The following is a 23,175-nucleotide window of genomic DNA, read 5'->3' on the forward strand; positions in this document are numbered from 1 at the left end:
GCAGCACCCCGCTCAGGTGTTACTTACGCCATGAGGCACATGCCCGGTGGCCACCACGCGACGGGCGGATTCCACGTTGGCTGGGCTGTCGTCGAAGAAAATATCTGCGCCGAAAGCGTCCAGGAACGGCCCTTTGTCGCGGCCACCAAGGAAGAGCGCTTCATCGATGCGGACGCCCCAGCGGCGCAGCGTGAGTATCACGCGCTTGTGCGCGGGGGCCGAGCGCGCGGTGACCAGCGCGGTGCGGATTGGCGAAGTTTCCGCTGGAAATGCGGCCTGCAGGCGGTGCAGCGCAGACAGGAAACCCCGGAACGGGCCACCGGAAAGCGGCTCGGCCCACATCTCGGTTTCGTTGCGATGGAAAGCGTCCAGGCCCTGTTCACGGGATACGCGTTCGCCTTCGTCGCCAAAGATGACCGCGTCACCGTCGAAGGCGATCCGCAATTGCTCCGTTGAACGCGGGGGCGCGGTCGACGGGAGGATGGTGGCAGCGGCGACGCCGGCGCGCAGCGCCCTGCCCACGTCTTCGGCGTTGGCCGAGAGGAACAGATCCGCTTTGAAGGGCGCGATGTAATCCGAGGTGGGCGCGCCACTGGTGAATGCCGCGCGGGAAATCTCCAGGCCGTAATGCTGGATCGCGTTAAAGATGCGCAGGCCGGTGTCGCCGGAGTTGCGCGACAGCAGGATGACCTCGACGGCCGGCACATCGCCGGATAGCTTGTTGAGGTCGAGCAGCTTCTGCACCAACGGAAACGCTACGCCGGGCTTCAGCAGCTCATCTTCGTGTTCAATCTGGAATGCCCGATAGGCATCCAGGCCCTCACGCTCGAACAGCTCGTGGCTGCTACCCATGTCGAACAATGCCCGGGAAGAGATGGCCACCACCAGGCGGTTGTCGCGCACGGATGCCTCGGCGTGGGCGTTGGTGGCGGTGAGGTCCTCGGGGGCGTTCATGGGTGTATCCGTAGCGTGGTCAGCCCTATCGTAGACCAACCGTGGGCCGGCCGTCGTAGAGGACTTAAAGAGCGAATTGCTCGTCGAGGATACGCTGCTGCAGGTTGTGCTCGGGGTCGAACAGCAGGCGGACGCCGTGGCGGCGCGACTGGCGGATATCCACCGTGCGGACATCGCGGACTTCGTGAAAATCGGCGGTCGCACTGATCGGCCGCTTGTTCGGGTCTTTCGTATCGAAACCCACCTTGGCCGCATGCGGCAGGATGGCACCGCGCCAGCGACGCGGGCGGAACGGACTGATCGGTGTTAGCGCCAGCACATTGGCGTCAAGCGGGAGAATGGGCCCGTGGGCCGAGAGGTTATAGGCGGTGGAGCCTGCAGGCGTGGCGACCAGGATGCCATCACACACCAGTTCGTCGAGCTTCACCTCACCATTCAGGCGAACCTGCAGATGCGCGGCCTGGTTGCTCTGGCGCAGCAACGCCACCTCGTTGAAGGCCAGCGCACGGTGCTCTACCCCATCGCAGCAGATGCTGTGCATCTCCAGCGGGTGCAACACCGCGGGATGGGCGCGCTCGATGCGTTCCTGAAGGCCATCGATCTCGTGCTTGTTCATGAGGAAGCCGAGGCGGCCCAGCTTCATGCCGTAGAAAGGTATGCCAAGCGTGCGATGGGCATGCAGCGTACGCAGCATGAAGCCATCGCCCCCAAGGGACACGATGATTTCGGCATCGCCCGGCTCCACGCCGCCGTAGCGCTTGGAAAGCGCAACGCGGGCGCGCTGGGCGACTTCGGTTTCGCTGGCGACGAAGGCTAGGCGCATGGGGGCGGCTTGAAGGACCAGCCCGGAGCTTAGCCCACGGCCCCGATGGTGGGAACCATGCTTGCGGATGAGCCCGACGCTTGCGGCCGCTCCTGTAGGGGCGCTTGTGCGCTCCTACAGGAGCGGATGGACGGTCGTCAGACCGGGATCTGCGCCAGCTGGGCCAGGCGGCGTACGGCGACCGAGGCGATCGGGTAATCCGCGTTCTGGGTCAGGATCTCCGCGAGCATGCTGCGGGTGTACTTCAGCGTGGCATCGTCGCGATCCAGCCAGGCCTTCACCGGGCTCACATCGGTGCGATCACCGGCGATGGTGAGCACTTGCAGGGCCAGGGCACGATGCTGGGCATTGAGCTCATCCAGCAGCGAACCGCGCGCCTGTGCATGCCATGCACCTTCCACCGGGAGGGCCTCGATCTGGCCACGCAGCCACTCGAGGTCCAACGCCTCGCCCAGCTCGTAGAACACCTTGGCCACTGTGGCGATGTCCTTGCCGCTCTGCTTCGACACTTCAACCATGTCGAGCGCCGAGCGCAGCACCGAGACGCGAGCCAGGCGAACCGCCAGGTCGGTCGGCACGCCAAAGCCTTCCCACTTCTCCTGGCTGGCTTCGAAATCGCCGCGACCGGTGTCGGTCAGGGCACCCGGCAAGGCCTTGCGCAGGGTGGTAACTTCGGCCGCATAACGGTCGACGTTGGCGGCGATGTCGAGCGAACCGCCCGGACGGTTGAGGAGCCAGCGGGTCAGGTGGCGCAGCAGCGACCAGATCTGCAGGATCGCATCGATCTGCGTGTCTTCGGCCACCTTGCCATCCAGCGCCTCCAGCTCGGCCCACAGATCGCGAGCATCGAGGATTTCCCGCGCGGCCGTGTACGCCTTGGCAATGGCTGCCGGGCCGTGGCCCGTATCTTCCTGCATGCGCATCATGAACGTGGCGCCCATGCGGTTGATCGTCGAGTTGGTCACCGCGGTGGCGATGATCTCGCGCTTCAGGCGATGGCGCTGCATGTGCTCGGCGTACTTCTCGTGCAGGGGTACGGGGAAGTAACGGACGAGTTCGCGCGACAGGTACGGATCTTCCGGCACATCCGAATCCAGCAACTGCTGGAACAGGCGGATCTTGTCGTAAGAGAGCAGTACCGACAGCTCGGGGCGGGTCAGGCCCTGCCCGCGCTGCTTGCGCTCGGCCAGTTCAGCCGCAGTCGGCAACGATTCAACCGCGCGATCGAGCAGGCCTTCGGCCTCGAGCGTGCTGATGAAGTGCGCCATGGAACCCAGGCGGCGTACCGACTGGTGCTCCATCACGGTGATAGCCTGGTTCTGCCGGTAGTTATCCCACAGCACGAGGCGGCCGACTTCGTCGGTCATCTCGGCCAGCTGCTTGTTGCGGCCTTCGAACGTGAGCTCACCACGCTGGACGGCATCGTTCAGCAGGATCTTGATGTTCACTTCGTGATCGGAGGTATCGACGCCGGCGGAGTTGTCGATGAAGTCCGTGTTCATCAGCACGCCCGCCTGTGAGGCTTCGATACGGCCCTTCTGGGTCATACCCAGATTGCCGCCCTCACCGATCACCTTGCAGCGCAGTTCATTACCGTTGACGCGCAGCGCGTTGTTCGCGCGGTCGCCCACCTCGGCATGCGTTTCGCTGGTGGCCTTCACGTAGGTACCGATGCCGCCGTTCCACAGCAGATCGACCGGCGCTTTCAGGATGGCCGACAGCAGGTCATTCGGCGCCATGTGCGTGGCGTCCGAACGGATACCCAGGACGGCCTTCACTTCGGCCGAGACAGGGATCGACTTGGCGCTGCGCGGGTACACGCCGCCACCGGCGGAGATCAGCGTTCTGTCGTAGTCATCCCACGAGGAACGCGGGAGCGCGAACATGCGCTGGCGCTCGACAAAGCTCTTCGCCGCATCCGGATTCGGATCGAGGAAGATGTGGCGGTGATCGAAGGCGGCCAGCAGGCGGATGTGCTCGGAGAGCAGCATGCCGTTGCCGAACACGTCGCCGGACATGTCGCCCACGCCGACCGTGGTGAAATCCTGGGTCTGGCTATCGCGGCCCATGGCGCGGAAGTGGCGCTTGACCGACTCCCAGGCGCCCTTGGCGGTGATGCCCATGCCCTTGTGGTCGTAACCGTTCGAGCCGCCCGAGGCGAACGCGTCATCCAGCCAGAAACCATGCTCGGTCGAGATCGCGTTGGCGATATCGGAGAACGTGGCCGTGCCCTTGTCCGCGGCGACCACCAGGTAGGGGTCATCGTTGTCGTGGCGAACCACATCGTGCGGCGGCACAACTTTGCCTTCGACCAGGTTATCGGTGATATCGAGCAGGCCGTTGATGAACATGCGATAGCACGCGATGCCCTCGGCCAGCTGTGCGTCACGATCGCCCCCCACCGGCGGGCGCTTCACGAAGAAACCACCCTTTGAACCGACCGGCACGATGACGGTGTTCTTCACCATCTGCGCCTTTACCAGGCCCAGCACTTCGGTGCGGAAATCTTCGCGGCGATCGGACCAGCGCAGGCCGCCACGCGCCACGGAGCCAAAGCGCAGGTGGATGCCTTCCACGCGCGGGGCGTAGACGAAAATTTCGCGGAACGGGACCGGCTTGGCCAGGTCCGGCACTTTGTGCGAATCAAACTTGAAGGCGATGTACGCGCGGAACGCGCCATCCCAGGCCTGGAAATAGCTGGTACGCAGCGTGGCATGCACGAGTGCGATGAAGCTACGCAGGATGCGGTCTTCATCCAGACTGGACACGTTATCGAGCAGCGCGTTGATCGCGTCCTCGACAGCAGCGGCCTGCTGCTCGCGCGGCAATGACAGCGCAGCGATGAGAGTGCCGATCAGGGCCGGATGCGCGGCCAGCGTTTCCTGGTCGATCAGCGCGTGCATTTCGTGCGAGAGCATGCCCTCGGCGTAGGCGCGCTCCTTCTCATCCATGTTCTCGCGGCGTGGATCGAAGCGCGCGTTGAACAACTCAATGATGAGGCCGGCGATCGCCGGGTAGCGGTTCAGCGCGTCTTCCATGTACGCCTGCGAGAACGCCACGCCGGTCTGCAGCAGGTACTTGCAGTAGCCACGCAGCACGGCCACCTGGCGCCAGTTGAGCTTGGCACCAAGGACAAGGCGGTTGAACCCGTCGTTCTCGGCGTTGCCGCGCCAGATCTGCTCGAAGGCATCCTCGAAAATGGTGCCGACCTGGGATACATCGAATGCCAGGCGGCCGACCGGCTGCACTTCGAAATCCTGGATGTACAGCGACGCCTCACCCAGCTTCACTTCATACATGTGCTCGGTGAGCACGCGCAGGCCAAGGTTTTCGAGCTGCGGCAGCACTTCCGAGAGTGCGATATCCGAACCCGAACGGTAGACCTTGAAGCGCAGCTCTTCCGGACGATGCGGCGGGTGGTAGAACGACATGCTGATGGCGTCGGGGCCATCCAGGCCCGCCAGGGCACGCACGTCGGCGGCGGCCACCGAGGGCGATACCTCATCGACGTAGCCGGCAGGCAGGGCCTTGCCATAGCGGTTGGCGAGGATGATGCCCTGCTGCTCGCCGGCGGTGCCGATCAGCTGGTCACGCAGTTCGTCGTACCAGTTGCGGGCGATCGAAACGATCTTCGATTCGATCTCGGCCGCGTCGTAAACCGGGTGATCGCCAATGCGCGGGCGAACCGTCACGTGCAGGCGGACCAGCGCGGCCTCGCCCATGAGCACGGCGGAATCCACGTGCTCGCCATGGAACGCGTCGCGCAGCACGGCTTCCACGCGCTCGCGCACGGCCGTATTGAAGCGATCGCGCGGAATGTACACCAGGCACGAGAAGAAGCGACCGTAGCTGTCGCGGCGGATGAACAGGCGCGTGCGCGTACGCTGGGCCAGCTCAAGCAGGCCCGAAGCCAGCGCGAACAGCTCATCGGTGCTGCACTGGAACAGTTCGTCACGCGGCAGCGTATCCAGGATGTGCTGGAGGGCCTTGCCCGAGTGCGAGTCGCGCTTCAGGCCGGAACGGGCCATGACCGCCTCGCACTTGTCGCGAACCAGTGGCACATGCTGCGGGTGGGCCATGTAGGCGTTGGAGGAGAACAGGCCAAGGAAGCGCTGCTCGGCCGTCGGACGGCCATTGGCATCGAACTTCAGGACGCCGATGTAATCCATGTAGCCCGCACGGTGGATAGGCGAGCGGGCATTGGTCTTGGTGAGGATGATCGCGTCGGTCGAGCCCGAGCGCGGCAGTTCGCTGGCGACCAGGGTACGCAGCGAACGCGGCGCGAGCGAACGCTCGGCGGTGCGCAGGATACCGAGGCCCGAACCTTCGACCGTCTTCAGGACTTCGTCGCCGGCATCGGCGGCCACTTCATATTCGCGGTAACCCATGAACGTGAAGTGGTTATCGGCCACCCAGCGCAGGAATTCCGAGGCCTCGCGCACTTCTTCGGCCGTGTACGGCAGCGAGCGCTTGCCGAGGTCGTCGGCCACCTCGGTCATCCGGGCGCGCATCGCCTTCCAGTCGCCGACCGCTTCGCGCACGTCGGCAAGGGCGGTTTCGACGCTCGCCTTCACCGTGTCCAGCTCGGTGTCGTCGATCCGGTCGATCTCGAAACGCATGATCGATTCGTTGTGGTCGCCGGTGCCCATGGCTTCGAGCTGGCCCGCCGCCGAACGCGTGACCGGCACCACCGGGTGGATGATCGCGTGGATATCGGCATGGGCGGCGCCCACCATCGATACCGTATCGACCAGGAAGGGCATGTCGTCGGTCACGACCTCGATCACGGCGCGCGTGCCCGAGACGCCGGGGTTATAGACCCGGACCTTGGCCTTGCCGGGCGTACGCTCGCGGGCAAAGGCAATCAGATCGCCGATCAGCGCGGCCCAGCGCTCGGGCGTGTGCAGGGCATGGTCGGCCTGCGCCATGCGCTCAAAAAAGGCTTCGATAAAAAAGCGCGCCTCATTCAGGCGCTCAGCGGGGAAGGCGAGTTTCTTCAGTTCATCGAAAACGAGCGTCTGGAACTGGCCGTTTTCGGCCGCGCGAATCGCATTCATGGGCGGATATCGATGTGGGGAAGTTGGGAAAACCGTAAAAGGATAGCTCCCGCACGTGTCATAGAGCCACACCCATCGCATATGCAATTCAAGTGATTTTCACCGCAGCGCGACAATAAATAGGTAACCGGCGACGCACTTCGCATGGCTATCCAATTGGCACGACATGTGCGTCGCAACAATTCGCGTGCGAATGGGCGTCATGACCGTTGACGCTGGTCACGGGGAGATTCTAAACTGGACGGTATAGTCCAGCAGGTATAGGTATGTCTCACCTGGAGAGCCGCCCGCCATCCGACCGGCAGCAGCGGGTGCTCCAGGCGGCGTGCGCCCTGTTCCTGCGCGACGGTTACCGCGTAAGCATGGGTGCCGTGGCCCGCGAGGCGGGGGTGTCCAAGCAGACCGTATACGCGCACTTCGAAAACAAGGACACCCTCTTCCACGCCGCTGTAGAACAACTTGTCCTGCCGTTGCACGCGAGCCTCGCCCCGGAGCGCCGCGGGCTGGCCGCCACGCTGCAGGCCCTGGCGCACGCGCACCAGACCCACGTGATGGACCACGACAACGTCGCCCTTGGGCGCATGTTGATCGCCGAGGCGCCCCGCTTCCCGGCGGCGGCCAGGACATTTTTCCGCACGGCCATCGAAACGGTGGCCGTGCGGCTATCGCATTGCATGGCTGAGGCAATGGAAAACGGTGAGATGCGCCGGGAGGACCCGGAGACGGCTGCGGAACTGTTCCTGTCCATGCTGCATGGGCTGGAAGGGGACCGCCGCCTGTTTGGCCTGCGTGCAAGGGGACCGAAGGCACAGGACGACTGGGCCCGGCACGCGGTAACAGTATTTATGCATGCGTACGACATCCTCCCGGATGGCCGGCCGCGAACGAACAAGAAACCTGGAAAAGGAACGGAGTTCTCATGAAACCCCTGCCCCTGCGCACCACCCTGCTGGCCGCCGGCCTCGTCGCCGCACTGGCCGCCTGCCACAAGCAGGAAGCCCCACAGCAGCCGCCCCCGCCGCAGGTGGGCTTCATCACGGCCAGCCCGCAAGATGTCCCACTGATCCAGGACCAGGTGGGCCGCGTCTCGGCGTTCCGCACCGCCGATGTACGCGCCCGCGTACCGGGTATCCTGCTGAAGCGCCTGTACACCGAAGGCACTGACGTCAAGGAAGGCCAGTCGCTGTTCAAGATCGACCCTGCCCCGCTGCAGGCCGAGCTCGACCAGCAGCTCGCCAACCTTGCGTCGGCCAAGGCCACCGCGGTGAACAGCAAGGCCCAGGCGGATCGCGCCCGCGGCCTCATCGGCAAGAACTACGTGTCCCGCGCCGACCTCGATACGGCCGAAGCGACCGAGCGCACCTCGAACGCTGCCGTGAAGCAGTCCGAGGCCGCCGTGCAGTCCGCCCGCATCAACCTGGGCTTCACCGACGTGCGCTCGCCCATTTCGGGCCGCGCCGGCAAGCAGCAGGTTACTGAAGGCGCCCTGGTCGGCCAGAGCGACACCACCCTGCTCACCCAGGTGGATGAGCTCGACAAGGTCTACATCAACTTCAGCATGTCCGTGGGCGATCTGGATACCCTGCGCGGCGCCGCCGCCAAGGGTGCCGCCACGCTCTCGGCCACCGATGAATCGAAGGTACGCATCCAGCTGCCGGATGGCTCGGATTTCGGTGAAACCGGCCAGCTTGATTTCTCCTCGGCCACGGTGAACCCGCAGACCGGCACCACCGACCTGCGCGCATTGCTGCCCAACACCAACCAGCGACTGCTGCCGGGCCAGTACGTCACCGTGAAGGCAACCCTGGGCAACCTGCACAACGTGTACCTGGTGCCCCAGGTGGCTGTGCTGCGCGATACCAATTCCGCCTACGTGATGGTGGTGGGCACGGGCAAGGTGAAGGATCCCCAGACGGGTGAAGAGAAAACGGTGGAATCCGCCGCTGTTCGCCGCGTGATCCAGACCGACCGCCTGAGTGGTTCGGACTGGGTCGTGACCGGCGGTCTCCAGCCGGGCGACAAGATCATCACCGAGGGCCTTCCCAAGGCGAAGGAAAACTCGCCGGTCAACGCGCATCCTGCCCAGGCGCAGGCTGCCGCTGGCGCGGCACCGGCGAAGGCGGGCACCTCGGCCGCCCCCGCCGGCAAGCAGTAAGGGAGTTCCGTCATGCCGAGTTTCTTCATCGACCGCCCCATCTTCGCGTGGGTCGTGGCGATCCTGATCAGCCTTACAGGCACGATCTCGCTGCTGAACATGGGCATCGAGTCGTACCCGAACATCGCACCCCCGCAGGTCGTCGTTACGGCGACCTACCCGGGCGCGAGCGCGGATACGACCGAAAAAACCGTGACGCAGGTGATCGAGCAGCAGCTGACCGGTATCGACCACCTGCTGTACTTCAGCTCGCAGTCCAGCTCGTCGGGCCAGGCTACGGTCACGCTTACCTTCGAAACCGGTACCGATCCTGACATCGCGCAGGTGCAGGTGCAGAACAAGGTCTCGCTGGCTACGCCCCGCCTGCCTTCGGAAGTGACCCAGCAGGGCGTCGTGGTGGCCAAGTCCAACCCCGACTTCCTGATGTTCGTCGCCCTCACCTCGACCAACCCGTCGATCGATAGCTATCGCCTGATGGATATCGTGTCGTCGCAGGTGCTCGACCAGGTCGCTCGTATTCCCGGCGTGGGCAGCACCCGCCAGCTGGGTTCCGAGTACGGCATGCGCGTCTGGCTGAACCCGGACAAGCTGCGTGGTTACGGCCTTTCGGCCACGGACCTGCAGCAGGCCCTGTCCACCCAGAACGTGCAGTTCGCCGCGGGCTCGATCGGTACCGACCCGGCCACCAACGGCCAGGGCTTCAGCGCGACCGTGTCGGCCGAAGGCCGCTTCACCTCGCCGGAAGAGTTCTCCAACATCATCCTGCGTGCCAACAACGATGGCACCGTGGTGAAGCTGAAGGATGTCGCCCGTGTCGAACTCGGCCCGCAGAGCTACGGCTTCGCCACCGAGTGGAACGGCACGCCCACCGGCTCGTTCGGTGTGCAGCTGCTGCCTGGCGCGAACGCGCTGGACGTGGCCAATGCCGTGCGCGCGAAGATGGCCGACCTGGCCAAGAGCTTCCCGGATGGCGTGACCTGGTTCGCCCCGTATGACACGACGAAGTTCGTGGTGATCTCGATCGAGGAAGTGGTCCACACCCTCGTCGAAGCGATCATCCTCGTCTTCCTCGTGATGCTGATCTTCCTGCAGAACTTCCGTGCCACGATCATTCCCACCCTGGTCATCCCGGTGGCGTTGCTCGGTACGTTCCTGGGCCTCTCCCCGCTGGGCTTCACCATCAACCAGCTCACGCTGTTTGGCATGGTGCTGGCCATCGGTATCGTGGTGGATGACGCGATCGTCGTGATCGAGAACGTCGAACGCATCATGTCCGAGGAGAACGCCACGCCGAAGGAAGCGACGCGCAAGGCGATGGGCCAGATCACCGGCGCGATCATCGCGATCACCGTGGTGCTGGCGGCCGTGTTCGTGCCATCGGCCCTGCAGCCGGGCGCCTCGGGCATCATCTACAAGCAGTTCGCGCTGACCATCGCTGTGTCGATGGGCTTCTCGGCATTCCTCGCGCTGTCGTTCACCCCGGCCCTCTGCGCCACGATCCTGAAGCACGATCACGGCCAGCAGAAGAAGAACATCGTCTACCGCAAGTTCAACGAAGTCTTCGACTGGACGACCCACACCTACGCTGGCCACATCACCTCGGCGGTGCGCCACGCACCGCGCTGGATGGTGGTGTTCGTGCTGATCGCGGTGCTCTGCGGCTTCCTGTTCACCCGCCTGCCCACCAGCTTCGTCCCCGATGAAGACCAGGGCTACGCGCTGGCCATCGTGCAGCTGCCGCCGGGCGCCAGCCTGGCTCGCACGCAGAAGGCGCAGGAAGACATCCGCAAGGTCATCCTCGGCGACCCCGCCGTGGATGGCGTGTTCCAGATCTCCGGCTTCAGCTTCCTGGGCCAGGGTGAGAACGTGGGCATGGACTTCATCCGCCTGAAGGACTGGTCGGACCGTGATGTCACGGCAACCCAGTTCATCCAGGCGATGAACGGCAAGATGCAGTCGGTGACCAACGCCACGATCTTCGTGGTGAACCTGCCGACCATCCGCGGCCTGTCGCAGTTCGGCGGTATCGATATGTACCTGCAGGCCCGTGCCGGCCAGTCGCGCACGGAGCTGACCCAGGCCCGCAACATGCTGCTCGGCGCCGCCGCGCAGGATAAGCGCCTGGTGGGTATCCGCCCGAACACCCTGGAAGACGCCCCCACCCTGCAGCTTGACGTGGATCGCACGCAGGCACAGACCATGGGCCTGTCGGTCAGCGATATCTACACCGCCATTCAGCTCACGCTGGCACCGGTGTACATCAACGACTTCCAGTACGGCGGCCGTGTGAAGCGCGTGATGCTGCAGGCCGATGCGCCTTACCGCATGGGCACGGATTCGTTCGAGCACATCTTCACGCCGAGCACCCTCAGCGCGTCGTCCTCGAGCAGTGCCAGCAGCACGGGCGCAAGCGTCTCCAGCGCCTCGACCACCACCGACAGCAGCATGATCCCGCTGTCGAGCGTGGTGCACTCGAAGTGGACGAACGTCTCGCCCAGCCTCACCCGCTACAACGGCTACTCCGCAGTGGAAATCGTCGGCAACCAGGCCCCGGGTTATTCCACCGGCCAGGCCATGGGCATCGTCGAAGGCATCGTGAACGACAAGCTGCCGAAGGGCTTCGGCTATGACTGGACCGGCCAGTCCTACCAGGAAATCCTGGCGGGTAACTCGGCCACCATGCTCATGGTCCTGTCCATCGTCATCGTGTTCCTCTGCCTCGCCGCCCTGTACGAAAGCTGGTCCATTCCGGTGGCCGTGCTGCTGGTGGTACCGCTGGGCATGCTGGGTACGGTGGTGTTCTCGCAGCTGCGTGGCCTGCCGAACGATATCTTCTTCAAGATCGGCCTGATCACCGTGATTGGCCTTGCCGCAAAGAACGCGATCCTGATCGTGGAGTTCGCGGTGGAGCAGCAGGGTACGGGCAAGACGCTGAAGGATTCGGTGGTGGAAGCGGCTCGCCTGCGACTGCGCCCCATCCTGATGACCTCGCTGGCCTTCATCCTCGGCGTGCTGCCGCTGGCTATCTCCACGGGTGCGGGCGCCAACTCCCGCCACGCGATCGGTACCGGCGTGATCGGCGGCATGTTGTTCGCCACGTTCCTCGGCCTGCTGCTCATCCCGGTGTTCTACGTGGTGGTGCGCCGCCTGCTGGGTGACAAGCTGGACGAGGCGTCGAAGACCATCCGCCACCACGGCGATGATGGCCACGACGGCCACGATCCGCATGGCGGTGGCAATGGCCCGCAGGGCGGCGGCAACCCGCCGGTGAACACGGCCCCGCACGCACCGAACATTGGTGATGTAAGGGCCTTCGATTCCGACCCGCGACGCGGAACGGATCGCCCGTAACACGAAAAGCCCGGCGAAAGCCGGGCTTTTTTTTGGTTGACATTCGGGTCTCCTGCCACCAGCATGAAATAACGATCTGGCCATCCAGACGTCTCACCGGGCCAAACCACGAGGCATCAGTGACCCCGACCCAGCACACCGCCAACACGCCTTCCCTGCCGACCACCCTGATGGTCGCGGCGTGTTGTTGCCGCTGTCGGTCGTAACCCCCTAGCGCTCCCACCGGCTTCGTTGCCGTTGCCCCTGTAGGAGCGCGCTTGCGCGCGATCCGGCGTCCCTCAACGCCCGTTCCCCGCTAATCCCCCCATTTCCTCCAAGCCATCGCCCCCACCGGCGAGCTAGCGTCGTTCGCGTGCGTTATTGCGAATGGCGTCGCTTATCCATCGCTCCCCCACCAGGATCGCACCCCATGTTGCACGCTCCGCTACACCGCCTCGCCCTTCCCGCGCTGATCACCGCCAGCCTTGGCATGCCTGTCGCAAACGCGCAGGAGACGCCAGCTGATCCCGCTGCCAAGCCGCCCACCCAGCTCGAACAGGTGGTGGTTACCGGCACGCGCTCGGTGAATCGCAGCCAGGAAAGCTCGCTTTCCCCCATCGACATCGTGACGGCGAAGGATCTGCAAACCGCTGGCGATACGCAGCTCGCCGCCGTGCTTTCACGCCTCGTGCCCTCCTTGAACTTCCCCCGTGCGCCCGGCAATGACGGCTCGGGCATCGTACGGCCCGCGGCTCTGCGCGGCCTCTCGCCGGACGAGACTCTGGTACTCGTCAACGGCAAGCGCTGGCACACGAGCGCCCTGCTGAACCTGCAAGGCGCCCTTGGACGCGGCTCCGCACCGGCCGACCTGAACTCGATTCCCATCTCCGCCATTGATCACATCGAAGTACTCCGCGACGGGGCCTCCGCGCAGTACGGCTCCGATGCGATCGCGGGCGTGATCAACATCGTGCTCAAGGGCGCCGCAAAGCCTGGCAGTAATGAGGCCAGCATCACGGCGGGCCGCTACAGCGCCGGCGACGGCAAGCAGTGGCAAGGTGAGGCGAGCATTGGCGTACCACTGGGCGGCGACAAGGGTTGGGCGCGACTGAGCGTCGTGCAAGGTCATGCCGATGCCACCAACCGCGGCGGTCGCGATTACCGGGATCCGACCTCCCCGTTGTACGGGCAGATCACCCAGCGCATTGGCGAGCCCGACATCAGCAACCACCAGGCGCTGCTGAATGTGCAGTACGCCATCACGCCGCATGCCGAGTTTTACGCGTTCGCCAGCACCAGCAGCCGCGAAGGCACCTCCCCCGCCCTGTTCCGCGCTTACAACAGTTCGCGGAACGTTCCGTCGATCTATCCGGAGGGCTTCCTGCCGCTCAACGATGTGCGTTCCATCGATAGCGCACTCGTGGCCGGCGTACGGGGCACGACGACCAGCGGATGGCGCTGGGATATCAGCGGCAACTATGGCCGTGACCACGTCAGCATCGATCCGATCCACACCTTGAACGTCGACCTGGGCGCTGCCAGCCCCACTCGATTCAATGCCGGGCGCCTGATTTCGACCCAGAAGGCCTTTGATGTCGATATCGCCAAGGACCTTTCGGTCGGTTGGCTACAGAACCCGGTCACCCTCGCGTTCGGCGTGGAATACCTCTACCAGCGCTACGGCATCGAAGCCGGTGATCCTGCATCGAACTTCGGCACAGGCTCGCAAGGATTTCCCGGGTTCACGCCCGGCGACTCGGGCTATCACTCGCGGCACGATGTCGCCGAATACCTCAGCCTGGAAAACCAGATCACTGACAAGCTCAGCGGTTCGCTCGCCGTGCGCCACGAGGATTACACGGACTTCGGCAACACGACGTCCGGCACGCTCTCCGCCCGTTACGACTTCACCGATACGTTCGCGCTGCGTGGCACGGCGGGCACGGGCTTCCGCGCGCCCTCGCTGGCCCAGCAGTTCTACACCACCACCTCGACCAACGTGATCGGTGGCGTGCCCACGCAGATCCGCAATTTTTCGGTCAGCGACCCGGCAGCACGCGCGCTGGGTGCCGAGCCGTTGAAAGCGGAGAAATCGCACAATTACACCCTAGGCGCCACGTACTTGCCGGGCGACTGGACGTTCTCGCTCGATGTGTACCAGATCACCATCGGCGACCGCATCGTGCCTTCCGAGAACCTGGTGGGTAACGATGTGCAGGCCTACCTCACCAGCCAGGGTTACACGAACATCCAGGGCGGCAGCTATTTCACCAACGCGCTGAAAACCCGCACACGTGGCGTGGACTTCAGCAGCGGCTACCGGCTGGACCTCGGCAATGCCGGCCTGCTTCAGTTCACGGCGGCGTATAACCGCAACCACACGACGATCCTCTCTGTCGCGCCGAATCCGCCGCAGCTCGCACAGAATGGCCTTGAACTCGTTCGCATTGGCCACATCGCCCAGGGCTACATCACCAACGGCGCACCGCGCGACAAGATCGCCCTGGGCACCGACTACACGCTGGGCAACTGGAGCGCGCATGGAACACTCACCCGCTATGGCACGTTCCTGCAGAACCAGGATCCGGTAAGCAACCCCGGTTATGACCAATGGTTCGCTGCACGCTGGGTGCTCGATCTATCCACGAGCTACGCCCTGGATGGTTGGACCTTTACCGCCGGTGTGGACAACCTCACCAATGTGTATCCGCAGAAGTACAAGGCGGGGAGCGATGGTGCGGTCGGCGGCACGTGGCCCTACCCGGATTACTCGCCGTTTGGGTATAGCGGACGGTACCTTTACACGCGGGTCGCTTATCGATGGTAGGCACCGTCATTTCGTGCTGGTGACTACGGACATTCGTATAACGTCGAGTAGCTGACACGCCTTCCGAGCGCGGCCTACGCGCGCTTTCGTTAACGGCCTGCATACCCAGAAAAGCCTTTCGAAGACGCTTGTTTCCCGTCTTTGAGTTGCTAATCAGTTATGCAGTTCGAGCGTCACCCACGTTTACCTCGCCACGGCATTTGTGGCTCCCTATGATGCCGCCCGTCGTGAGAGGCGTCAGGTTCGAGTGGAACGCAACGAAAGCGCGCAGCAACCTATCGAAGCACAAGATCTCGTTCCTCGATGCCACTGAGATATTTCGCGACGACTTCATGCTCGAGCAGCTCGAGGAGCCATCTCACTCGGAGCATCGCCATCGCGCCATCGGCGTCGCTGATAGCCGCATCTTGTTCATCGTTTTTACTTTCCGCGGAGATTGCATCCGCCTCATATCGGCCCGAAAGGCTACTCGCCATGAAACAGTCAGATACTGGAAAAACCGTTTACTACGTGCTTGATCTCGATGCTCCGCCGCGCCGGATGAGCGTGGCCGAGGGTGAAGCCTTAGATGAATCACCCATCGATTTCAGCGATCTTCCCGAGCAGACAATCGACGAAAGCTGGTACATGCCGAATTGGCCAGCGCGCTTCGCCGCTCGTGCGGCGAGCCTCAAGGTCACCAGTACTGCGGAAGACACGATGACGTGTTGATCGAAGGGCCGGCGCCGTTCAACCATAAAAAAAGCCCTGGCTCATGGCCAGGGCTTCTCAATTTGCGCAAATCGGAGCGCGCTTAACGCAACCCCGTCTCCGCACGTGCGATCACCAAACGCTGGATCTCGCTCGTGCCCTCATAGATCTCGGTGATTTTGGCATCGCGGAAATAACGCTCGAGAGGCATTTCCTTGGAGTAACCCATGCCACCGTGGATCTGCACGGCCTGGTGGGTGATCCACATGGCGGCTTCGGATGCGACGAGCTTGGCCATGGAGGCCTCGGTGCCGAAGCGGCCACCGGTCTTTTCCACCTGGCCCTTGGTCCATGCGGCGCGCAGGGTCAGCAGCAAGGCCGAATCCAGCTTGCACTTCATGTCGGCGATCTTCGCCTGGGTCATCTGGAACGTGCCGATCGGCGTACCGAAGGCCTTGCGGTCACGCGACCACTGCAGGGTGGCTTCGTAAGCGGCACGGGCGATGCCCACAGCCTGCGAGGCGATACCGATACGGCCGGCATCCAGGACGCCCATGGCGATGGCGAAACCCTTGCCTTCCGCGCCCAGCAGGTCTTCCTTCGGGCAGACGTAATCGTGGAACTCGATTTCGCAGGTGGCCGAGGCGCGGATGCCCAGCTTCGGCTCGGTTTTGCCGGCCAGGAAGCCGTCGCGCTTGGTATCGATGATGAAGGCCGACACGCCCTTGGCACCGATCCCCGGCGTGGTCACGGCGAACAGCACGATGTAGCGCGCCACCGGGCCGGAGGTGATCCAGCTCTTCTTGCCGTTGATGACCCAGTCGCCATCGGCGTTCTTCACCGCGCGGGTGTGCATGTTCGAGGCATCCGAACCCGACTGCGGCTCGGTGAGCGCGTAAGCGCCGATAGCCTCGCCCGAGGCGATGGCGCGGACGTACTTCTGCTTCTGCTCTTCGGTGCCGTTCTTCAGGATGCCGTTGCAGAACAGCGAGTTGTTCACCGACATGATGGTGGAGGTGGCGGCATCGGCCGCGGCGATCTCAACCATGGCCAACACGTAGGCCACCGGGTCCATGCCCGCACCGCCGTACTCTTCCGGCACTTCGATGCCCATCAGGCCCAGCTGGCCCATTTCCTGGATGTTCTCGAGCGGGAATTCACCCTTGGCATCGAGTTCGGCGGCCACCGGGGCGATACGCTTCTGGGCGAAATCGCGGGCGATGGACTGGATCGACAGCTGGTCGTCGGTAAAGCGGAAATCCATGGGTCATACCTCGGGCCGCCAAGCGGCTCGGCTAGTCTTTGGGGGGAAGCAATCCGCCCATTCTAACGGTCGTTCGAGGTTTTCCTGCCCTGCACCGCAACATGGAAACTTGACGTTGAGCCGTCCCGGCCCCATCCTTAGTATCTCTGTATCGCGATAAAAGGATGTGGGATGGATCTGTCGACTGCCTCGACGGTGTTGCGGCTGTTGGCCGACCCCACGCGCGTGCGCCTTCTGGCGCTGCTCGATCGCGAAGAATTGACCGTGGCCGAGCTGGCCGCGGTGCTGCACCTGGCCCAGCCGCGCGTCTCGACCCACCTGGCCAAGCTGAAAGAGGCTGAGCTGGTACGCGACCGCCGCGCGGGCGTCTCCGCCTACTACCGGGCCAACGCCGAGGCCGATCCTACCCTGGTGGCGCTGGTGGCCTCCCTGCGTGACACGCTGAGCGATGCGCTACTCCGTGAAGACGCCGAGCGGCTTCCGGCCGTGCTGGCCCAGCGCGCCAGCACGGAGGGCTGGGCCGATACCGTGGCCGGTGATATGGAGCGCCATTACTCGCCGGGCCGCACCTGGGAAACCCTGGCCCGCTCCCTGCTCCAGTTGCTGGGAACGGGCGATGTGCTGGATATCGCCTCGGGCGATGGCGTGACCGCTGAACTGCTGGCCCCGCACGCCCATTCCATCCTCTGCATCGATAGTTCCGAGCGCGTGGTGGACGCCGCCCGCCAGCGCCTCTCGCACTTCCGCAACGTGGAGGTGCGCCAGGGCGACATGCATAAGCTGGATGTGGGCGAGCGCCAATTCGACCTTGTCCTGATGATGCATGCCCTTACCTACGCGGAACGCCCGGGCGATGTGTTCCGCCAGGTGCAGCGCGTGCTCAAGCCCGGCGGCCGCGTTTTGGCCGTTACGCTTGGCGAGCACGATCACCGCGCCGTGGTGGAACCGTTCGACCACCGCAACCTCGGCTTCAGCTGCGCGCGCCTGACGGCCATGGCGCGCGACGCAGGCCTCGACGTCGTGAGCTGTGACCGCCTGAGCCGCGAGCGCCGCGCCCCGCATTTCGAAGTGATCAGCCTGCTGGCACGCAAGGCCTGAGGAGACACCCATGAGCAACCTACCCTGGCTCCACCCCGAGCGCGTGGCGCTTATCCAGAAAGGCCTGGCCGAGCGGATCATGATCCTCGATGGCGGCATGGGCACCATGCTGCAGAACCATAAGCTCGATGAGAGCGGCTACCGCGGCGAACGCTTCGCCGGCGGTAACGACAGCACGCATGACCACGGGCACGACCACCCAGGCGAGTGCGACCTCAAGGGCAACAACGACCTGCTTCTGATCACGCAGCCGGAGATCATCCAGGGCGTGCACCAGGCTTACCTGGAAGCCGGTGCCGATTTCATTGAAACCAACACGTTCAACGCCACCCGGGTGAGCCAGTCGGATTACCACCTGGAGCACCTGGTGCCCGAACTGAACCGCGAAGGCGCACGCCTGGCCCGCGAAGTGTGCGATGCGATGACGCTGAAGACGCCTGACAAGCCGCGCTTTGTCATCGGTGTGCTTGGGCCCACGAGCCGCACGGCATCGATCTCGCCCGACGTGAACGATCCGGGCTTCCGTAACATCGATTTCGAAGAGCTCAAGGCCAACTACATCGAGGCCGCCCGTGCGCTCATCGAAGGCGGAGCCGATACGATCATGGTGGAAACCATTTTCGATACGTTGAACGCGAAGGCCGCGCTGTTCGCGCTATCGGAGCTGTTCGAGCAGATGGGTGCACGCGTGCCGGTCATGATCTCGGGCACCATCACTGATCGTTCGGGCCGAACGCTATCGGGCCAGACCGCCGAAGCGTTCTTCTACTCAGTGGAGCACATCCAGCCGCTGTCCGTGGGCCTGAACTGCGCCCTGGGCGCCGAGGACCTGCGCCCGCACGTTGCCATGCTTGCCCGCATCGCCAACGCTGCGGTCAGCACCCACCCGAATGCCGGCCTGCCCAACGCGTTTGGCGAATACGACGAAACGCCGGAAAGCATGGCCGCCACGATCCGCGACTTCGCGGCCGATGGCCTGATCAACATCGTGGGCGGCTGTTGTGGCACCACGCCAGCGCACATCGCGGCCATCGCCGCCGCTGTCGCCCCTTACGCGCCGCGCGCACCCAAGAGCACCGCCGAAGCCGCATGAGCATTCGCTATACCCGCCTCTCCGGCCTTGAGCCGCTGGTCCTCACCCCCGACCTGAACTTCATCAACGTCGGCGAACGGACCAACGTGACCGGCTCGGCACAGTTCCGCAAACTGATCAAGGAAGGCCGCTACGAAGAGGCCGTGGATGTCGCCCGCCAGCAGGTGGAGAACGGCGCGCAGATCATCGATATCAACATGGACGAGGGCCTGATCGATTCCGAAGCCGCGATGACGCGCTTCGTGAACCTGATCTCCTCCGAGCCGGATATCGCGCGCGTGCCCATCATGGTCGACTCCTCGAAATGGAGCGTGATCGAGGCCGGCCTGCGCTGCATGCAGGGCAAGGGCATCGTCAATTCCATCTCGATGAAGGAAGGCGAGGCGCTGTTCCTCGAACATGCACGCAAGGTGCGCCAGTACGGTGCCGCCGTCGTGGTCATGGCGTTCGACGAGCAGGGCCAGGCCGATACGAAGGAGCGCAAGGTCGAGATCTGCTCGCGCGCTTACGAATTGTTGGTGGATGGCATCGGCTTTCCGCCGGAAGACATCATCTTCGACCCGAATATCTTTGCGATCGCCACCGGCATCGAAGAGCACAACAACTACGCGGTGGACTTCATCGAAGCCACCCGCGAACTCAAGAAGCGCTTTCCGTCGTCGCACGTGTCCGGTGGCGTATCCAACGTCTCGTTCTCGTTCCGCGGGAACAACCCGGTGCGCGAAGCCATCCATTCGGTATTCCTGTTCCACGCGATCGCCGCAGGCATGGACATGGGTATCGTCAACGCTGGCGGCCTGTCCATTTACGACGACCTGCCAGATGAACTGCGCGAGCGCGTCGAAGATGTGGTGCTTAACCGCCGCCAGGATGCTACCGAACGCCTGCTGGATGTCGCCGACAAGTACAAGGGCGGCAAGGCCGGCGCCGTGGTGGAATCGGCTGCATGGCGCGAGAAAGGCGTGCAGGATCGCCTGAGCCACGCGCTGGTCCACGGCATCGACCAGTACGTGGTCGAGGACACCGAGGAAGCCCGGCAGGCGGCTTCGCGCCCCCTGGACGTGATCGAAGGCCCGCTGATGGCCGGCATGAACGTCGTCGGTGACCTGTTCGGCGCGGGCAAGATGTTCCTGCCCCAGGTGGTCAAGTCCGCCCGCGTCATGAAAAAGGCGGTGGCGCACCTCATCCCGTTCATTGAAGAAGAAAAGGCGCGCTCGGGTGAAGCCGTGCGCAGCAACGGCAAGATCGTGCTGGCGACGGTCAAGGGCGATGTCCACGACATCGGCAAGAACATCGTCGGCGTGGTGCTCCAGTGCAATAACTTCGAGGTGATCGACCTCGGCGTGATGGTGCCGACGCAGAAGATCCTCGATACCGCGCGCGCCGAGAACGCGGACATCATCGGTCTTTCCGGCCTGATCACGCCCTCGCTGGAAGAGATGAGCCAGGTCGCGCGTGAAATGCAGCGCCAGGACTTCCAGGTGCCCCTGCTGATCGGCGGCGCCACCACCTCGCGCGCGCACACCGCGCTACGCATCGAGCCGCACTACAAGTCGCCGACGGTGTGGGTGAAGGACGCCTCGCGTGCCGTGGGCGTGGCGCAGTCGCTGGTCAGCAAAGACCTGGTCGACGAATTCATGGCCAAGGTGCGCTCGGAGTACGCCGAGGTGCGCGAGCGCCACCGTGGCCGCGGTACGGGCAAGACCCTGGTGTCGCTCGGCAAGGCCCGCGAGCAGCGATTCAAGGGCGATTGGGATGCGTACGTGCCGCCTGCGCCGAAGGCGCCAGGCATCACGGTCTTCGACGACTACGACCTGGCCGAACTGCGCCAGTACATCGACTGGTCACCGTTCTTCAATGCATGGGAGCTGGCGGGCAAGTTCCCGGCCATCCTGACTGATGAGGTCGTCGGCACACAGGCCACCGACTTGTACAACGATGCCCAGCAGATGCTGGACAAGGTCATCGCCGAAAAATGGCTTACCGCCAAGGGGGTCATCGGCTTCTGGCCAGCGGCCCAGGTGGGTGACGATATCGAGGTGTACGCCGAGGCCGGTACCGACAAGCGGAAGCCGATGGCTGTGCTGCACCACCTGCGCCAGCAGGTGGACAAGCCTGTGGAGCGCCCGGATTTCTGCCTGTCGGACTTCGTCGCGCCGAAGGACACGGGTGTGCAGGACTGGGTGGGCGGTTTTGCCGTGACGGCCGGCATCGGCATCGACGCGCATGTGGCCCGGTTCGAAGCGCAGCACGATGATTACTCGTCGATCCTGCTCAAGGCCCTGGCGGATCGCCTGGCCGAAGCGTTTGCCGAGCGCATGCACGAGCGTGTCCGCAAGGAGTTCTGGGGCTATGAGCCCGAGGAATCGCTGGATAACGAGGCGCTGATCGCCGAGGCCTACCGCGGCATCCGCCCTGCCCCGGGCTACCCGGCCTGCCCCGAGCACACCGAGAAGCGCACGCTGTTCTCGCTGCTGGATGCCACGAAGCACACCACGGTGGAGCTGACCGAAGGCATGGCGATGTACCCCACCGCCGCGGTCTCGGGCTGGTACTTCTCGCACCCCGATAGCCAGTACTTCGTGGTCGGCCGCCTCACCCGCGAGCAGGTGGATGACTACGCCAAGCGCAAGGGCTGGGACCGCCAGGAAGCCGAGCGCTGGCTGGCCACGAACCTCGACTACGACCCGGATTAAGGCCGCCCTTAATTGTCCTCAGGGCCGCCCGGCTTCACGGTTTCCTTAGGGTCCTTGTTCTTCAGGTGCGCGAACACGTTGTAGAACGAGACCAGCATGGGGAACGCGGTCTGGATGATGCCGACCGAATCGTTCTTGCCCCAGATGAAGTAGGCCAGGGTCAGGACGCTGCCGCTCACGGACAGGTACCAGAACGACATCGGCACCGTGACCTTCTTGTTCTTCTTCGTGGCGTAGAACTGGACGAACCAGCGTGCCGTGAACAGCAAGGTGCCGATCAGGCCAATGATCTTCCACGGGGTCAGGGTGATCAGGTGGAGCTCGGTAAGGGCTTCGTGCATGGCGGTGTCCTGGGCGTGCGTCCCGCGATTCTAAGGCGTACGGCATGGCGGGCGCCTTACGGGAAGGCAAGGCAAAAAAAACCCGGCACAAGGCCGGGTTTCGAAATCGATGGTGGGCGGTACAAGGATCGAACTTGTGACACCTGCCGTGTGAAGGCAGTGCTCTACCGCTGAGCTAACCGCCCATCGAGCCGCGCATTTTACGTGTCCCGGCAGCCCTCGTCAACGCCCTCTTAGCTCGCCGCGCAGGTGGCCGTGGCGGCCAGCTTGGACGCTGTAATAGAGCCCGACTGGCCCAGCGCCAACTTCCCGCCCAGGGACTCGTTGTTGTTCGTGCCTACACCCGTGGTCTGGTTCTGTAAACGGGCACAGACGGTGAAGTTCATATTGGTGCGGGTGCCGTTCGGCTCGGGTTGCCCGATCTGGCCGAAGGTAAGTACGTTTGCATCGGTGGCCTGGATGGACACGCGGGGCTGGGCCTGCGTGTATCGCAATAAAGTCATGCCCGTCGATAAGGTGGTAAGCACCTGGTTTGTACCGCCCGCGGCCGCGTTATATGCATAGATGATGTAGCCCGCGTCGAAATCCTGGCCGTTGGCGCATACGAGCCCATTGGTGCTGCGGCAAACACTAACGAACTGATGCCTGTTTGCGGCCTCCGCACGGGCGAACTGCAGGTCCGCGTTCACTGTGCTCAAGGCATTGGATACATAGCTTCGGCGCATCGTCCCCCGAAAGCTCGGCACGGCGATGGCCATCAAGACGGAGATCACTATCACCGTGATCATGAGTTCCATCAGCGTGAAGCCAGAAACCCGGCGCAAGTTGGAACATGGTTTGGCCATGG

The 23,175-nt window shown here is 63.9% G+C and carries 15 protein-coding genes and 1 tRNA gene; 9 read left to right on the forward strand and 7 right to left on the reverse strand.

From position 1 onward, the window contains the following. Positions 1-12: 12 nt before the first annotated feature. From L2Y97_RS16035 to L2Y97_RS16045, 3 genes are all read right to left on the reverse strand, one after another. Entirely contained in the window at positions 13-954 is a 942-nt protein-coding gene (locus L2Y97_RS16035; protein ID WP_247428533.1) for a 5'-nucleotidase, read from the reverse strand. Between the two features lie 64 nt (positions 955-1,018). Beyond that, the gene (locus tag L2Y97_RS16040) at positions 1,019-1,777 is read right to left on the reverse strand and encodes an NAD kinase (protein WP_247428536.1); all 759 of its coding nucleotides are present in this window, start codon (positions 1,775-1,777) and stop codon (positions 1,019-1,021) included. 137 nt (positions 1,778-1,914) lie between these two features. Next, positions 1,915-6,834 (reverse strand): NAD-glutamate dehydrogenase, encoded by a 4,920-nt coding sequence (locus tag L2Y97_RS16045; protein WP_247428538.1) that lies wholly within the window; start codon positions 6,832-6,834, stop codon positions 1,915-1,917. Between the two features lie 266 nt (positions 6,835-7,100). On the opposite strand from L2Y97_RS16045, the gene L2Y97_RS16050 reads away from it, so the two are divergent. The 6 genes from L2Y97_RS16050 to L2Y97_RS16070 all read left to right on the forward strand — a co-directional run bounded on the left by L2Y97_RS16050 (position 7,101) and on the right by L2Y97_RS16070 (position 15,857). Then, positions 7,101-7,757 carry a TetR/AcrR family transcriptional regulator gene (locus L2Y97_RS16050; protein ID WP_247428540.1) on the forward strand — a complete coding sequence of 219 codons (657 nt, stop codon included), beginning with the start codon at positions 7,101-7,103 and terminating at the stop codon, positions 7,755-7,757. Beyond that, positions 7,754-8,989, forward strand: coding sequence for an efflux RND transporter periplasmic adaptor subunit (locus L2Y97_RS16055; RefSeq protein ID WP_247428543.1), 1,236 nt, complete (start codon positions 7,754-7,756; stop codon positions 8,987-8,989). Before L2Y97_RS16050 ends, L2Y97_RS16055 begins: the two co-directional genes overlap by 4 nt. Before the next feature lie 12 nt (positions 8,990-9,001). Continuing rightward, positions 9,002-12,340, forward strand: a complete 3,339-nt coding sequence (locus L2Y97_RS16060) for a multidrug efflux RND transporter permease subunit (protein WP_425492774.1) — start codon at positions 9,002-9,004, stop codon at positions 12,338-12,340. A 409-nt stretch (positions 12,341-12,749) separates the two neighbouring features. Next, positions 12,750-15,146, forward strand: a complete 2,397-nt coding sequence (locus L2Y97_RS16065) for a TonB-dependent receptor plug domain-containing protein (RefSeq protein ID WP_247428545.1) — start codon at positions 12,750-12,752, stop codon at positions 15,144-15,146. A gap of 215 nt (positions 15,147-15,361) precedes the next feature. Next, positions 15,362-15,664: a BrnT family toxin gene (locus L2Y97_RS22560; RefSeq protein WP_425492860.1), complete on the forward strand. Its 303-nt coding sequence runs from the start codon at positions 15,362-15,364 to the stop codon at positions 15,662-15,664. Beyond that, positions 15,621-15,857: a hypothetical protein gene (locus L2Y97_RS16070; RefSeq protein WP_247428548.1), complete on the forward strand. Its 237-nt coding sequence runs from the start codon at positions 15,621-15,623 to the stop codon at positions 15,855-15,857. Before L2Y97_RS22560 ends, L2Y97_RS16070 begins: the two co-directional genes overlap by 44 nt. A gap of 82 nt (positions 15,858-15,939) precedes the next feature. Here the strand turns inward: L2Y97_RS16070 and L2Y97_RS16075 are convergent, their stop codons facing one another. Next, positions 15,940-17,100: an acyl-CoA dehydrogenase family protein gene (locus L2Y97_RS16075; protein WP_247428550.1), complete on the reverse strand. Its 1,161-nt coding sequence runs from the start codon at positions 17,098-17,100 to the stop codon at positions 15,940-15,942. A gap of 171 nt (positions 17,101-17,271) precedes the next feature. Between L2Y97_RS16075 and L2Y97_RS16080 the strand changes: the two genes are divergently transcribed. From L2Y97_RS16080 to metH, 3 genes are read left to right on the forward strand one after another with little or no spacing between them, the layout of a single operon-like run. Continuing rightward, on the forward strand, positions 17,272-18,198 hold the full coding sequence (locus L2Y97_RS16080; RefSeq protein WP_247428553.1) for an ArsR/SmtB family transcription factor: 927 nt from the start codon (positions 17,272-17,274) through the stop codon (positions 18,196-18,198). A gap of 10 nt (positions 18,199-18,208) precedes the next feature. Further along, the gene (locus L2Y97_RS16085) at positions 18,209-19,291 is read left to right on the forward strand and encodes a homocysteine S-methyltransferase family protein (protein WP_247428556.1); all 1,083 of its coding nucleotides are present in this window, start codon (positions 18,209-18,211) and stop codon (positions 19,289-19,291) included. After that, positions 19,288-21,987, forward strand: coding sequence for a methionine synthase (metH, locus tag L2Y97_RS16090; RefSeq protein ID WP_247428558.1), 2,700 nt, complete (start codon positions 19,288-19,290; stop codon positions 21,985-21,987). The genes L2Y97_RS16085 and metH overlap by 4 nt, the downstream gene beginning before the upstream one ends. A gap of 8 nt (positions 21,988-21,995) precedes the next feature. Here metH and L2Y97_RS16095 read toward each other — a convergent pair whose 3' ends face one another. The 3 genes from L2Y97_RS16095 to L2Y97_RS16105 all read right to left on the reverse strand — a co-directional run bounded on the left by L2Y97_RS16095 (position 21,996) and on the right by L2Y97_RS16105 (position 23,173). After that, a complete protein-coding gene (locus tag L2Y97_RS16095) occupies positions 21,996-22,328 on the reverse strand; it encodes a lipid-A-disaccharide synthase N-terminal domain-containing protein (RefSeq protein ID WP_247428561.1) in 333 nt (110 codons plus the stop codon). A 110-nt stretch (positions 22,329-22,438) separates the two neighbouring features. Continuing rightward, positions 22,439-22,513, reverse strand: a tRNA-Val gene (locus L2Y97_RS16100). 48 nt (positions 22,514-22,561) lie between these two features. Further along, positions 22,562-23,173: a GspH/FimT family pseudopilin gene (locus L2Y97_RS16105; RefSeq protein ID WP_247436838.1), complete on the reverse strand. Its 612-nt coding sequence runs from the start codon at positions 23,171-23,173 to the stop codon at positions 22,562-22,564. Between the last annotated feature and the right edge of the window lie 2 nt (positions 23,174-23,175).

This window comes from Luteibacter aegosomatissinici (genome assembly GCF_023078495.1).
Lineage (GTDB): Bacteria > Pseudomonadota > Gammaproteobacteria > Xanthomonadales > Rhodanobacteraceae > Luteibacter > Luteibacter aegosomatissinici.